The following is a 12,909-nucleotide window of genomic DNA, read 5'->3' as shown; positions in this document are numbered from 1 at the left end:
CTTTATGCGCAACTTCAAGCACATTGCATTTCCCCTTATCGCTATCACCAGTCTGGCATTTACAGGTTGTCAGCAAGTGGTTAAACCTACACAGACCTCAACTACGGTAGGCGCACCAACTTCTGCAACAACCGATATCGTGATTGAAAAGCCATCTAACCAATTCAATTTGGAAGGGAAAATTGGTGTTAAAACACCGAAACAATCAGGCAGCGCATTCTATACATGGGTACAGGATCAACAAGATTTTAATATCCAATTGAGCGGAATCTTAGGTATTGGTAAAACTGTTATTGAAGGTAAATCAGGTGAAGTCACCCTAAATAGTTCAAAAACGGGGTTGATATCGGCTGAAAATCCTGAAGAATTACTCGAAAAAGCAACAGGTTGGGTTGCGCCAATTACGCATATCGTAGACTGGGTTCAAGCTGTTCCAGCCACTGAAAATGCACAAATCTCTCGTGACCAAACTCAACGAATTTCACAAATCATTGAAGATGGTTGGACTGTAGATTTCAGTTATAAAGATCAAGCGACATTGCCAAATAAATTGATTTTAAAGCAACAGCTTGAAGCAAATCAGGAAAACCGTATTACAATGGTCATTCAAAATCGTTAATTTATTTAAGTTCCTCATACTATGATTCGAGTTCCCTCGCCTGCTAAGTTGAATCTTTTTTTGCATATTACGGGTCGTCGTGAAAATGGCTACCATGAATTGCAAAGTATTTTTCAGCTGATCGATTTGTTTGATTGGCTTGAATTTACGCAAACAAATGATCCTGCGATTCACATTGATGGTTTAAGCGATGTCGATCAAGAACAAAATTTAATCTACAAAGCCATACAAATCTTAAAACCTTATGCTCAAAACATATCGGGATTAAATATTCGTATTGAAAAAAATATTCCAATGGGTGCAGGCTTGGGTGGTGGTTCATCCAATGCAGCAACAACGTTGATTGTGGTCAATCAACTGTGGCATTGCGGATTAAATACTGAACAATTAGCAGAACTTGGTGTTAAACTGGGTGCAGATGTCCCAATCTTTGTCCATGGTCGTAATGCATGGGCAGAAGGTATTGGTGAACACTTAACATTCATAGACTTAGATCAAAAACAATACATTGTGTTAAAACCTGATTGTTTTATCAGCACTCAATTACTTTTTTCACAAAAAACATTGACAAGAGATACGAAGCCTACTAAATTTTGCGCCTATCAGCTAAAGCCATCTGATTTTAGAAATGACTTTGAGCCACTGGCAAGAAGTTTATATCCTGAAGTCGATGAAGCAATGCAATACTTAGATCAGTTCGGTAAAGCAAAGCTTACAGGTACAGGTGCTTGTGTTTTTGTTGAAATCACTGAACAAATGAAGATTGATGATATTTTAAATCATTCACCCTGTAGAGCCTATTTGGTGAACAGCTTGAATGAATCACCACTCATTCATTTTAAAGTGTAATGATAGGGGCGTCGCCAAGTGGTAAGGCACCGGGTTTTGATCTCGGCATCCGTTGGTTCGAATCCAGCCGCCCCTGCCATCATTTTCATCTGTAGATCGTTGTATTTTTAGGGGCGTCGCCAAGTGGTAAGGCACCGGGTTTTGATCTCGGCATCCGTTGGTTCGAATCCAGCCGCCCCTGCCATTTTCAAGTTCAAAAGACAGAACAATTTATTGGTTATTCTGACTTGGTTTTTTGTTAAAAACCTTGACAGTGAACAGTAAAAATATTAAAGTTCTGCTCGCATTAGGGGCGTCGCCAAGTGGTAAGGCACCGGGTTTTGATCTCGGCATCCGTTGGTTCGAATCCAGCCGCCCCTGCCATCTAATTTCAAATTTGCCAACCGCCAAGGGTGCTTCATGCCCAATCTTGTCGTTTTTAGTGGAACTGCGCATCCACAATTCGCCCAAAAAGTCGTTAGCCACTTGCACATCCCTTTGGGTGCTGCCGCTGTAGGTAAATTTTCTGATGGTGAAATCACTGTCGAAATTACTGAAAACGTACGTGGTAAAGACGTATTTATCGTGCAACCTACTTGTGCCCCAACGAATGATAACCTGATGGAAATCTTAGTTATGGCTGACGCTTTGCGTCGTGCAAGTGCGGGTCGTATTACTGCTGTGATTCCTTACTTCGGTTATGCTCGTCAAGACCGTCGTCCTCGTTCAACTCGTGTACCAATTACAGCTAAAGTTGTTGCAGATATGCTAACAACTGTTGGAATTGATCGTGTTGTAATGATTGATTTGCATGCAGACCAGATCCAAGGTTTCTTCGATATTCCTGTAGATAACATCTACGGTACTCCTGCTTTGCTTGCTGACTTACGTCAACAACAACATCACAACTTGATGGTGGTTTCACCTGACGTTGGTGGTGTAGTACGTGCGCGTGCTGTTGCAAAACAAATGGGCGATATCGATCTTGCAATTATTGATAAACGTCGTCAAAAAGCGAATGAATCACAAGTGATGCATTTGATTGGTGATGTACGTGATCGTGACTGTGTTATTGTTGATGACATGGTTGATACTGCAGGTACTTTGTGTAAAGCTGCTGATGCATTGAAAACTTTCGGTGCTCGCAAAGTTGTTGCTTATGCAACACACCCAGTACTTTCAGGTAAAGCACTTGAAAATTTAAGCAAATCTGTAATTGATGAATTGGTCGTAACTGACACAATTCCATTATCAGATGAAGCTTTACAGCTTGGTAAGATTCGCCAAGTTTCTGTAGCAAGTATGGTTGCAGAAACAATTCGTCGTATTAACAACGAAGAATCTATTAGCGCGATGTTCGATTCTTATCTATAATAGCGCAAATTTTCAAAGCCCTACCCTTTGGTGGGGCTTTCTATCACTGAGCTGGTCGAAAGTTCAGTCTAATTAAACTCAATGAGGAAATGTCATCATGGCAAACTTCGTATTAAATGCAGTAGCACGTGAAGAAGCAGTTCAAGGGAAAGGTTCGAGCCGCCGCCTTCGTCTGCAAAATAAAGTTCCAGCAATCATCTATGGTGGTGCTGCTGAGCCTGTAGCTGTAACTTTAGAGCTTCGTGAACTTGTTAAAGCTTTAGAAAACAATGCTTTCTTTGAAGAAGTAATTGAAGTAAACATCGACGGTAAAGCTGAAAGCGTTAAAATCCAAGCTTTACAACGTCACCCAGCTAAAAATACTCCTATGCACGCAGATTTCAAACGCGCATAAGTATTTAATGGTGTAAATGAGTGAGTAAACTTTCACTGATTGTCGGTTTGGGTAATCCCGGTTCGGAATATGCCCAAACCCGCCATAATGCAGGCTTCTGGTTTGTAGAACGCCTTGCAGAGCAATATGGCATCCACTTAAAAACTGATTCTAAATATAAAGGGATTAGTGGTCGTGGTAATATTGAAGGTCAAGACGTTCGTCTATTGTTACCCACAACCTTCATGAATCTCTCTGGTCAAAGTGTTGTACCCTTTGCCAAATTCTATCAAATTAAACCTGAAGAAATTCTCATTGCCCATGACGAACTGGATATGGATCCGGGCGTAATTCGTCTTAAAACAGGTGGTGGGCATGGTGGGCACAACGGTCTACGCGACATTGTTCCACATATCGGTTCTAATTTTCACCGCTTACGCATAGGCATAGGACATCCAGGCGCGAAAGAGAAAGTTTCTGGGCATGTTTTAGGTAAAGCACCAAGCAGTGAACAAACTTTGATGGATGATGCAATACATCATGCTTTGGGCAGAACAAGATTATTGGTCAATGGGCAGATTCAACAAGCAATGAATCAAATTAATGCTTATAAACCTTGATTTTGATCAGTTAAAAAATATCCTTTGTTAAACAATTTTTCTTGCCATGATACATTTTTAAGAGCAAAATGCGCTTTCAAATGCATCCCCCTATTGAAAATTGTTATATAGACACCAAATAACAATCGTAAGGGCTAGACTCTGGAGACGCTAATCATGCTATCTCGTTTATTAAAAGCAAAAATCCACCGTTGTGTTGTTACACAAGCAGAATTACATTATGAAGGTTCTTGTGCAATTGACGGTAATCTATTGGATTTAGCTGGTATCCGCGAATATGAAGAAATTCACATTTGGAACGTGACTAATGGTAAGCGCTTCACAACTTACGCTATCCGTGGTGAAGAAGGTTCTGGCATCATTTCTGTAAATGGTGGTGCAGCGCATCAAGCCGATGTTGGCGATTTATTAATTATTGCAACATTTGGCGATTTTAGTAATGCTGAAGCTGATGCACATAAACCGCGTCTTGTTTATGCAAATCCAAATAATACTGTAAATCACACTGCAAACTGTATTCCAGTTCAAGTGGCTTAATTTTTACAGTTTAAAAAAATCCGCTAAATGCGGATTTTTTATTACCTGATTATTTTCAAATCTATAAAGCTCATTCTCATTGATTAGGTTTTCGCACGATCAAAACTGTCTAACCAATGCGCTTGCTTTTCACATCCTAAGTCCTGTAGCTGATTGCCTTTCAATGCATTGAGTATCGCATTCCCCTGCTCATCAACCTTAAATTCTGCATATTCTGCTTGTTGATAGCATTCTGCCAAACCTTCTGCAAATAAGAAACTCTTCGATGCAGGATAAAGCATCGTGTAGCGATTGTTTGGATTTTGCAGCACAAGTCGCTGTATCTGAACATTTTTAAGTGGTTCAAAACTGGTATGAATTACTCGCCTTTGCGGATCCAATTCAACATAAGTCACGATTGAGGACTTATTCTGAATGATTTGATCGAAATAATGACCTGAAAAAATATGCTCTTCTTGGTTAATGTTTTGCTGATTCGTGTTTTGCTGATCCGTATTTTCAAGTATCGAATTTTGAGGTGCAAAATACAGTTGATAATTCAGCCTCATATAATCACCTTGAAGAATCGAACGCGGGTCTACAGGCTGTAAGCGTACATAAATACTCTGACTATGTTTTAAATGCCATTCATTTTTGAAAATTAAACCTAAAAATACAGCAATACTCAAAAGTGCTAAACAAAGCGGAATTATTTTTTTCATATGCTTAACTCCTCTTTATTTTTAAATTGATTCAAACTCAGTGTCAGCAATAACAACACTAGACCAGACATAAAAATACTGAAGCTTTTAATCAGAAATGTCATCTCTAAGGAATAATATAAAAACCCTAAAATTAAGGCGAAAGTCACCAGTGCAAAAGCATAGATTACTTTATCTTGCTTTTTTAATGCCCAAGAAATGACGGCTAAACAAATAAAAATCTCGAAATAACCATAAAAAATTAACACGGCTGCAAAAAATGCCAAGATAATATTTGCGAATAAATGAAATTGCTTTTGGATATGTAAAAAGACAAAAAGAATAAACCACAGAATAGGTAAACCATAAGTGAGTATCGCTATATGCTCAATTTTGGCTAACTCATATTTGCCCAATAAGGTATAAATTCCCATTGAATGTAAAATAATCACTAGAACTGCAAGTAGTAAACTGCGTTGATATTCTTTAGGCTGAATGAATTTAATTGCAAGAATGGCAAAATAAAAAACATAATTCCAAAGCACTAAATAAGCAAAATTTTCAAAAAAACTTGTCCGACTCCAAAATGAATGGATATCTAAAATGTAGACAAAACCTGCTACATATAAACCTAAGATTTGAATAAAAATAAAGAACCAATGTGCCCGAATAAAATAAGCGATTATTAGCATGCCCAATTGTAAAATTACAATGGGAAGAATTAGATCGATTAAATCAAATGTATGAAAGATTACTGCGATTTGACCTGCAATCCACATACAATAAGCAAACTGCCTTAAAAATAGACCGTGCTGTATTTGATCTGCGCGTTTAAGTTTTAAAATATAAGCAGCGATAACAACAAAGACCACTCCCATAATTAATGAGAAATTCCCCCAGAATGTTAGCATCAACAATGCAAAAACGGCGCCAGCAATCCATGCACCAACAGCAAGCGGAATCGCATTAAATCGGCTCTGGGGAATGAAACGAATCAATAAATAAGTAATCAATGCAAACCATGCAAAAATAATCAGTGCAATAAAAAATAATTGGAAAACTTCATTACTGCTAAAGAAATCACTCAATATTTTAACAATCACCAAAGTGAATGTAATGCCTAAGCCCACTGCTGAAAGTGTGCTACACAATTGATCTTTATTTTTATAAAAGTAGGTAAACAAAATACCCAAAAAGACGAAGGAAAATATAAAATAAAGAATGCCTTTATCCGTATATAAATACATCACCATACTCCAAATAGAGAGTATGGCAAACCACAATATAAGCAGATAACGTAATTTCGAATAGTATCGAATGCAAAAATAGAATTGAATAAGTGCAAATATATGAATACTAATTAAAAACAATTTAGGATACTGATCCCCCCAAAAAGTTTGTATAAAAAACAGGAACAGCGCGATTTGGCTAATCACACATAGAAGAAGAAAAATGCCGATATTATGTCGATATAACCATGGCAAAAGTAATACCGACCAAATCAGAAATAATAAATAACTATCAGCACCAGTTTGATAAATCTGCCCGATCACTGCCAAGCTTAAACCGATCATCAAACCGCATATTGTATGTAGACACTGCACCAAGAAATCATGCTTTGTAAGCAATAAACTGCTGAGCGCACTCAACAATAATAATAGCTGTGGAATTGCCAACTGCATGGTCTGTGGCAACATGAACCAATTCGCTGCAACCAAATACAGCATGCTCACAGCAATCAATGTAAAGCCAAATACTTGTAAATGTTTAACAAATGATGCTGCATTCCAAGGATAGTGATGTTCTTGAATTTTTATCAATCCTTATTCCTCGCTTTTGTTTTTATCTTATGAAGATGAAATGTGTGTATCTTAATAAAGAACAACCTATTTCCAGTTCAATCCTTTACACCCAAGACTAATTTTTAAACATTTATTCCATACTAATTCAAATCATCAAAAATATTGTTTCTATTTAGCAATTATTAAATTTTTAGATTAACAAAGCTTTAGCAAAAATTGTTCTATAGATAAAACTGATCATTCTAAAAATGCCGCTGTTTTTCTTAATATTTGGGGCTATAATCAAAAGACATCGCTTCAGGGCGGGGTGTAATTCCCCACCGGTGGTGAATTGGTCTGATTTTTAATTTTTTAAATCATGCGCCAACAGCCCACGAGCTTATTGGGTTTCGAAAAATTTTCAATGAGCAGATTTGGTGAAATGCCAATGCCGACGGTATAGTCCGGATGAAAGAAGACGACGTTACAGCTAAAAATTTCCAATATCATCATTTTGGAAATGTTTTTGTACGCCACTATTTCTCATGTCCTGAAATGTTCAACCGTATAATTTTTTACGAGAGCGTTTCAATGTCTAGTTTAATTCAACCCGAAATTTTCTTTTCTACCCTTTCACCTGCAGATCAACGCATCGAACAAGCTTTAGAAGATATGCGCCAAGGCAAACCTGTTTTGGTCATGGACGATTTTGATCGTGAAAATGAAGCTGATTTGATTGTTGCAGCAGAAACATTAAATGTCGAAACCATGGCACGTATGATTCGTGATGGTTCAGGTATTGTCTGTTTAACGCTTTCTTCAGAACTTGCTGATCATTTAGAATTACCACCGATGGTGAATGATAATTCGAGTCAGTTTAAAACAGCCTTCACCATTACCATCGAAGCTGCTGAAGGCGTCACCACAGGTGTATCGGCTCAAGATCGTACCACAACGATTCATGCAGCCATTAAAGATGGTGCAGTTGCAAGCGATCTTAATCGTCCGGGGCATGTATTCCCTCTCCGTGGACGTGATGGTGGCGTACTCACCCGTCGTGGTCATACCGAAGGTTCTATTGATTTAGCCCGTATGGCTGGCTTAAAACCTGCTGGCGTTTTATGCGAAGTTACCAACCTAGATGGCACAATGGCTTCAGGTGTACAAGTTTTAGCTTATGCACAAACCCATCATTTAACCTTAATTACCATTGAAGAAATTGTGCAATATCGTTTAAAAAATAACATCTAAACCATTGTTATTTATAAATTGATAAGCCTTTAAAATCCCAGTTTAAATCATTAAGCTGGGATTTTTAGTTTTTACTTCCTATCTTCAAGCTGATACACAATCTTAATTTTTACTACGCCATAATGCCAAACCATAGCTCGGCCACTTTTGCGAAGCTTTAACATTATTTACCCCATACGCCACGGCAACTAAAGCAATTGATCCAGTGAGCACAGGAAAGAGTAAAAACGTCCAATCATAATGAATGCTATTGGCTGTTAATAAAATCACCAATGGATTTGCACCAGCAGGCGGATGTACACATCGAAAATACATCATCAAAGTAATGGCCAAACCTACAGAAACTGCGATACTCAAAACATTACTGCCAAACCATTTCAATAAACATATTCCGACCAAAGCTGAAATAAAGTGACCGAGAATCACATTTCTAGGTTGTGCTAATGGTGACTGTGAAACAGCATAAAGAATGACACAGCTTGCACCAAATGGCGCCATAATAAATGGGTTGTGCGATAACTTACTCAATAGCAGTAAAATAAAAATGCTCAGTGTTCCCCCAATAAAACATCTTATCATGTCTTGATTTTTCGGCCTTGGGGCTAGTTTTTCTTTTCCAGCAAATATTGACATAGAGATGCCCTCTTGATTGATTTATTGAGTTTTAGCGCGCTAAAATTAAAATAGTACAGATCTGTACTGTTTTCAACAATCAATTTTGAGAATCAAGTGATGTCTAAGTCAGCAACAAAAATTTTGACGACTGCCGAAGCACTTTTTAATGCACATAGTTTTACCAGTGTCGGCGTGGATTTAATCCGTGATGAATCAGGTTGCTCTAAAACAACCATGTATACTTATTTTAAAAATAAACAACAACTTATTGCAGAAGTTCTTAAACAACGAGATCTACGCTTTAGACAAAGCTTGATTGAATTTGTTGCTGATTCTGAGGGTCTTGGTGCATTAGACAAAATTTATGACTGGCATATGCTTTGGTTTCAGCAAGATCATTTTAAAGGTTGTTTATTCGTGCGAGCTGTCGCTGAGTCTTCTATTCAAGATACTGAAATTATAGAAATTTCAGTTGCACATAAAATTTGGCTACGACAATTCATCCATCATTTTTCACATCAAGTGAGTCAAGACCAAGTCGTAGCCGATTTATTTTACAATCTCATTGAAGGTTTAATCAGTAGATTTTTAGTTGAAGGCTTTGATTCAGGTATTGCCCAACAGCAAAAAACTGCAATGCTTCAACTCATCAAAAATTATACCGAACGACCTTCAGCAGCTCATCAATAAACCAATTTTAGCAAAAAGATTTATTAAGATATTGATGAAGGTATTGAATATTATGATGCCAACTTGTTTCGCAAAGTATTTGAAAGCAGTTCAGCAGCAATCAAATGTCCTGAATCTTGCGGAAATTTAAACACTGAAAGCTGAATATTTGCCTGAGCGAGTTCAGGTGCAAGTTCAGTAATCAATTGCTGAACAGTAAAAGGTGTGGCTTTAAACCCCTCCCAATCACCAACAGCATTGAACTCTGCAAAAGTTTTATCTGACCAAACTGGAAAAGCTTGAATACCTTGTGCATCATCTAGGAATGAAGCCCATCCTTCTCCGCACAATCCCCAAATTTCACCATTTTCTAGCACTTGTTCAATAAAAAACGCATACTTTTCTTCAATTTTTAATTGTTTAATGGCTTCTAATTCTTTAACTTCATTCATGATCATTCTCGTTTTTACGAATATTTATTTGACACAAGTCACATTATATATAATTTTAAATAACTATTTCAAAGATATTTTCTAATTCAGTCCTACAATTGTATTTTTTAATTGTTTAAACTTTTTTAAAATTTTGAATCACGCAGCATTAACAATCAACACATCCTTAAAGCATCGCTCTATCCACATGAATAATAAAATTAATTTTCTTCTAAATGTAAAATGCTTTGTCGAATCCCAACTGCTCTTAACCAAGCAAAATCATAACTTGCATTCGCCAATGCCAATACTCTGCGCTCAAACTCATCCCATAAAGGCTTAACTTGTTTTGAATCAATACCTAAACCACTGTCATGGGCTAAATTTCGATTTTTTTCACAGATTTTAAGTGCATGATAATACTTTCTGCCTTTAGACGCTGTGTCCAAAACACGTACATGTTTGCTATGAATAAAGCCTTCGACATGTTTTAAATCCGCTAAAGGCAATAAAGGTACAAGGATTTGATCAAGTTGCGCATCTAACCGTACCCACACAGCCAATCGCTGCTCAGCAGAATAGGTATTCCACTGAATCACTTCATGGTTAAAACGACGACAACCACGACAAACTGAATCACCAAATACCGTAGAACAACGACCTGCGCAAGGCGTTAATGATGGTATACGACGTTGGCTATTCAAAATAAGTTCCTCAAACAAGCAATCTAGCACACATTTTCAATGCTGAATTTCAATTTAGCCATACTATATATGGTATATAAAAAATGTTAAAGCACTAGATTTAGTATTTAAATCCATAAAATTTGTCTGCCTTAAAAATTCACTACAATGTGTATGGATTTCTCGCATATTCCAATAAATCACGTTAAAATGTGCGCCTAAAATTTTATCCTATTATTATACATTTGGAGTTTTCCATGAACGCTACTGTAGAACAGCTTGCACCTGTAGAACAGCAAGCGACCTCTGGTTGGGTTGTTGCAGCGCTTTATCAATTCAAAGAAGTTCAAGATCCTGCCGATCTTCAACAACGTCTTTTAGATTTGGTAAAAACCATCAACCTTTGTGGAACTCTAATTGTTGCAGGTGAAGGAATTAACGGTACAGTTGCAGGTGATCGACAAGCGATTGATTGTATAAATCAATTCCTTTTAGGTGAAGGTTTCAATGCGATGGAATATAAGGAATCGCATAGTGATGAAAAACCTTTCCGTAAAATGAAAATTAAACTTAAAACTGAAATTGTAACGCTTGGTGTTGAAGTAAAGCCACGTGATCTTGTGGGGCATTATCTTGACCCTAAAGAGTGGAATGAACTGATTGCACGTGATGATGTGATTTTGATTGATACGCGTAATGACTATGAATACAAAGCGGGTACATTTAAAGGTGCAATTGATCCTAAAACAGAAACGTTCCGTGAGTTTCCAGAATATGTAAAACAAAACCTAGAACAACACAAAGACAAGAAAATTGCGATGTTCTGTACAGGTGGTATTCGTTGTGAAAAATCAACATCATTGCTTCTTCAAGAAGGTTTTAATGAGGTTTATCACCTTAAAGGTGGTATTTTAAAATACCTTGAAGAAACCCCTGCTGATGAAAGCATGTGGGAAGGTGAATGTTTTGTATTTGATGGTCGTACAGCCGTTACACATGGTGTCGAAGAAGGTTTAAACACCAAATGCCATGCTTGCGGATGGCCTTTACTTCCTGAAGAAGTTGAATTAAGCAGTTATGAACATGGTGTTTCATGTAAATACTGTATTGATAAAACTTCGGAGAAACAAAAAGCAGGCTTCCGTATGCGCCAATCACAAATTGTTGCTGCAAAACGTAAACGTCTTTAATTTAAAACTGACAATCGAATAAAAATCATTTCAATATTCATTGGTAATGACCCAAACCGTAGCCTTAAAACTACGGTTTTTTATTGCCAAATTTAAATCACAAAAAATAAACAAAGTTCACCAATCTTAGTGATTGCTTTTCACCACAACATTGCTAATTTACTTGTATAAACTTAAATAAAATCAGCTTTTTAACGCAACACAAAACCGTGACACATACATCAGTTGTAATAATTTTAGGAGTACCGCTATGCAAAAAGTGACTTCAAAATATTCACCTCATTTAACGATGACGCATCATCATGCTGTACTGCATAACTTAAACATGTTGAGAAAACGTGTTGACCCATTACAACTCGAAAAATGCTTAAATCAGCAACCACATTTTTTAATCCTGATTTTAGGCTTAGTCACAGGTTCTACCATCGCTATGGCAATCGGATATGGTCTCAAAGCCAATTTTACCCTGTCGTTATTGCTGATCCTTATTCCCATTGCTTTGTGTTATTTATTGCGCAAAGTCTATATTTATACCGTATTGCATTTTCAAGATTAAGCTGCATTTGTGAATACAATCTTTTAAATACAAATTCCTACTGTTCATTTATCAAATAAAATCTTAGGATGTGTCTAACATCCTATTTTTATTTATAAAATGACCGATTGGATTATTTCTATCATGGAGCAGTTGGGGTACTTCGGTATTGCTCTACTTATGTTTTTGGATAATGTCTTTCCACCCATTCCCTCTGAAATTATTATGCCTTCTGCGGGCTTTGCTGCATCACAAGGTCAATTAACACTATTTGGCGTTATTATTTCAGGAAGTATCGGCTCTTTAATTGCCGCTGCTGCACTGTATTGGATTGGTCGTAAAATCTCACATGACGCACTGTTCAACTGGATTGACCAATACGGTAAATATCTTTTTATCAAATCAGATGATGTTAAAAAGGCCTTAGATTGGTTTGAACATTATGGACATCGTGTGGTTTTCTTTGGACGTATGGTTCCTGCCGTTCGCTCTCTGATTAGTATTCCAGCAGGGATGAGTCGCATGCCCTTCTGGAAGTTTATGAGTTACAGCGCATCAGGAACTGTCATTTGGACAACATTCCTCGCCTGTGTTGGTTTTTATTTTGGAAATAATACTGAATTGATGCAACAAATTTTTAGCCGTGTAGGTTATGTGATTATTGCATTGTGTATTCTTTTTGGTTGTATTTGGCTCTATAAAAAATTTTATCAAACTAAATAA

16 protein-coding genes, 3 tRNA genes and 1 riboswitch are annotated in these 12,909 nt (G+C 37.1%); of the genes, 14 read left to right on the top strand and 5 right to left on the bottom strand.

From position 1 onward, the window contains the following. Nucleotides 1-4: 4 nt before the first annotated feature. The 9 genes from lolB to panD all read left to right on the top strand — a co-directional run bounded on the left by lolB (nucleotide 5) and on the right by panD (nucleotide 4,351). Nucleotides 5-619 carry a lipoprotein insertase outer membrane protein LolB gene (lolB, locus tag GGG_RS0106315; RefSeq protein ID WP_010113165.1) on the top strand — a complete coding sequence of 205 codons (615 nt, stop codon included), beginning with the start codon at nucleotides 5-7 and terminating at the stop codon, nucleotides 617-619. A gap of 21 nt (nucleotides 620-640) precedes the next feature. After that, a complete protein-coding gene (ispE, locus tag GGG_RS0106310; protein WP_010113164.1) occupies nucleotides 641-1,468 on the top strand; it encodes a 4-(cytidine 5'-diphospho)-2-C-methyl-D-erythritol kinase in 828 nt (275 codons plus the stop codon). Nucleotides 1,469-1,472: 4 nt separating this feature from the next. After that, nucleotides 1,473-1,547, top strand: a tRNA-Gln gene (locus GGG_RS0106305). A 30-nt stretch (nucleotides 1,548-1,577) separates the two neighbouring features. Then, nucleotides 1,578-1,652, top strand: a tRNA-Gln gene (locus GGG_RS0106300). 104 nt (nucleotides 1,653-1,756) lie between these two features. Then, nucleotides 1,757-1,831 (top strand) — tRNA-Gln (locus tag GGG_RS0106295). Between the two features lie 36 nt (nucleotides 1,832-1,867). Next, complete coding sequence (locus GGG_RS0106290; protein ID WP_010113163.1) at nucleotides 1,868-2,821, top strand: ribose-phosphate pyrophosphokinase; 954 nt, start codon at nucleotides 1,868-1,870, stop codon at nucleotides 2,819-2,821. A gap of 97 nt (nucleotides 2,822-2,918) precedes the next feature. After that, nucleotides 2,919-3,215, top strand: a complete 297-nt coding sequence (gene rplY / locus GGG_RS0106285; RefSeq protein WP_010113162.1) for a 50S ribosomal protein L25 — start codon at nucleotides 2,919-2,921, stop codon at nucleotides 3,213-3,215. 20 nt (nucleotides 3,216-3,235) lie between these two features. Further along, nucleotides 3,236-3,814: an aminoacyl-tRNA hydrolase gene (gene pth, locus GGG_RS0106280; protein WP_010113161.1), complete on the top strand. Its 579-nt coding sequence runs from the start codon at nucleotides 3,236-3,238 to the stop codon at nucleotides 3,812-3,814. Between the two features lie 156 nt (nucleotides 3,815-3,970). Continuing rightward, a complete protein-coding gene (panD, locus tag GGG_RS0106270; protein ID WP_010113160.1) occupies nucleotides 3,971-4,351 on the top strand; it encodes an aspartate 1-decarboxylase in 381 nt (126 codons plus the stop codon). An 83-nt stretch (nucleotides 4,352-4,434) separates the two neighbouring features. On the opposite strand, the gene GGG_RS0106265 is transcribed toward panD, so the two are convergent. Together GGG_RS0106265 and GGG_RS0106260 are read right to left on the bottom strand one after the other, a co-directional pair. Continuing rightward, complete coding sequence (locus GGG_RS0106265) at nucleotides 4,435-5,052, bottom strand: GDYXXLXY domain-containing protein (protein WP_010113158.1); 618 nt, start codon at nucleotides 5,050-5,052, stop codon at nucleotides 4,435-4,437. Continuing rightward, nucleotides 5,049-6,851 (bottom strand): DUF2157 domain-containing protein, encoded by a 1,803-nt coding sequence (locus GGG_RS0106260; protein ID WP_010113156.1) that lies wholly within the window; start codon nucleotides 6,849-6,851, stop codon nucleotides 5,049-5,051. The genes GGG_RS0106265 and GGG_RS0106260 overlap by 4 nt, the downstream gene beginning before the upstream one ends. A gap of 272 nt (nucleotides 6,852-7,123) precedes the next feature. Continuing rightward, a riboswitch (FMN riboswitch) is annotated at nucleotides 7,124-7,296 on the top strand. Nucleotides 7,297-7,403: 107 nt separating this feature from the next. Between GGG_RS0106260 and ribB the strand changes: the two genes are divergently transcribed. Beyond that, on the top strand, nucleotides 7,404-8,063 hold the full coding sequence (gene ribB / locus GGG_RS0106255; protein ID WP_010113154.1) for a 3,4-dihydroxy-2-butanone-4-phosphate synthase: 660 nt from the start codon (nucleotides 7,404-7,406) through the stop codon (nucleotides 8,061-8,063). 102 nt (nucleotides 8,064-8,165) lie between these two features. Here ribB and GGG_RS0106250 read toward each other — a convergent pair whose 3' ends face one another. Next, a complete protein-coding gene (locus GGG_RS0106250) occupies nucleotides 8,166-8,696 on the bottom strand; it encodes an HPP family protein (RefSeq protein WP_010113152.1) in 531 nt (176 codons plus the stop codon). 99 nt (nucleotides 8,697-8,795) lie between these two features. Here GGG_RS0106250 and GGG_RS0106245 point away from each other — a divergent pair, with 99 nt between their 5' ends. Beyond that, entirely contained in the window at nucleotides 8,796-9,368 is a 573-nt protein-coding gene (locus tag GGG_RS0106245) for a TetR/AcrR family transcriptional regulator (RefSeq protein WP_010113150.1), read from the top strand. Nucleotides 9,369-9,418: 50 nt separating this feature from the next. Here GGG_RS0106245 and GGG_RS0106240 read toward each other — a convergent pair whose 3' ends face one another. Both GGG_RS0106240 and GGG_RS0106235 read right to left on the bottom strand, forming a co-directional pair. Continuing rightward, on the bottom strand, nucleotides 9,419-9,799 hold the full coding sequence (locus GGG_RS0106240) for a DUF2750 domain-containing protein (RefSeq protein WP_010113149.1): 381 nt from the start codon (nucleotides 9,797-9,799) through the stop codon (nucleotides 9,419-9,421). Between the two features lie 200 nt (nucleotides 9,800-9,999). Next, on the bottom strand, nucleotides 10,000-10,482 hold the full coding sequence (locus GGG_RS0106235; protein WP_010113147.1) for a DUF1289 domain-containing protein: 483 nt from the start codon (nucleotides 10,480-10,482) through the stop codon (nucleotides 10,000-10,002). 236 nt (nucleotides 10,483-10,718) lie between these two features. Between GGG_RS0106235 and GGG_RS0106230 the strand changes: the two genes are divergently transcribed. From GGG_RS0106230 to GGG_RS0106220, 3 genes are all read left to right on the top strand, one after another. After that, nucleotides 10,719-11,651 (top strand): rhodanese-related sulfurtransferase, encoded by a 933-nt coding sequence (locus GGG_RS0106230; RefSeq protein WP_010113145.1) that lies wholly within the window; start codon nucleotides 10,719-10,721, stop codon nucleotides 11,649-11,651. Nucleotides 11,652-11,901: 250 nt separating this feature from the next. After that, complete coding sequence (locus GGG_RS19530) at nucleotides 11,902-12,207, top strand: hypothetical protein (protein ID WP_010113142.1); 306 nt, start codon at nucleotides 11,902-11,904, stop codon at nucleotides 12,205-12,207. 99 nt (nucleotides 12,208-12,306) lie between these two features. Next, the gene (locus GGG_RS0106220; RefSeq protein ID WP_034598947.1) at nucleotides 12,307-12,909 is read left to right on the top strand and encodes a DedA family protein; all 603 of its coding nucleotides are present in this window, start codon (nucleotides 12,307-12,309) and stop codon (nucleotides 12,907-12,909) included.

Origin of the sequence: Acinetobacter sp. P8-3-8, from assembly GCF_000214135.1 — a bacterium.
Lineage (GTDB): Bacteria > Pseudomonadota > Gammaproteobacteria > Pseudomonadales > Moraxellaceae > Acinetobacter.
This window is presented reverse-complemented; position numbering and strand designations above follow the sequence as displayed.

Excerpts from the sequence above, each read along its gene's own strand:
- lolB (WP_010113165.1), top strand. The coding sequence starts at position 5 with ATGCGCAACTTCAAGCACATTGCATTTCCCCTTATCGCTATCACCAGT.
- ispE (WP_010113164.1), top strand. The coding sequence starts at position 641 with ATGATTCGAGTTCCCTCGCCTGCTAAGTTGAATCTTTTTTTGCATATT.
- GGG_RS0106290 (WP_010113163.1), top strand. The coding sequence starts at position 1,868 with ATGCCCAATCTTGTCGTTTTTAGTGGAACTGCGCATCCACAATTCGCC.
- rplY (WP_010113162.1), top strand. The coding sequence starts at position 2,919 with ATGGCAAACTTCGTATTAAATGCAGTAGCACGTGAAGAAGCAGTTCAA.
- panD (WP_010113160.1), top strand. The coding sequence starts at position 3,971 with ATGCTATCTCGTTTATTAAAAGCAAAAATCCACCGTTGTGTTGTTACA.
- GGG_RS0106265 (WP_010113158.1), bottom strand. The coding sequence starts at position 5,052 with ATGAAAAAAATAATTCCGCTTTGTTTAGCACTTTTGAGTATTGCTGTA.
- ribB (WP_010113154.1), top strand. The coding sequence starts at position 7,404 with ATGTCTAGTTTAATTCAACCCGAAATTTTCTTTTCTACCCTTTCACCT.
- GGG_RS0106250 (WP_010113152.1), bottom strand. The coding sequence starts at position 8,696 with ATGTCAATATTTGCTGGAAAAGAAAAACTAGCCCCAAGGCCGAAAAAT.
- GGG_RS0106245 (WP_010113150.1), top strand. The coding sequence starts at position 8,796 with ATGTCTAAGTCAGCAACAAAAATTTTGACGACTGCCGAAGCACTTTTT.
- GGG_RS0106240 (WP_010113149.1), bottom strand. The coding sequence starts at position 9,799 with ATGAATGAAGTTAAAGAATTAGAAGCCATTAAACAATTAAAAATTGAA.
- GGG_RS0106230 (WP_010113145.1), top strand. The coding sequence starts at position 10,719 with ATGAACGCTACTGTAGAACAGCTTGCACCTGTAGAACAGCAAGCGACC.
- GGG_RS19530 (WP_010113142.1), top strand. The coding sequence starts at position 11,902 with ATGCAAAAAGTGACTTCAAAATATTCACCTCATTTAACGATGACGCAT.
- GGG_RS0106220 (WP_034598947.1), top strand. The coding sequence starts at position 12,307 with ATGACCGATTGGATTATTTCTATCATGGAGCAGTTGGGGTACTTCGGT.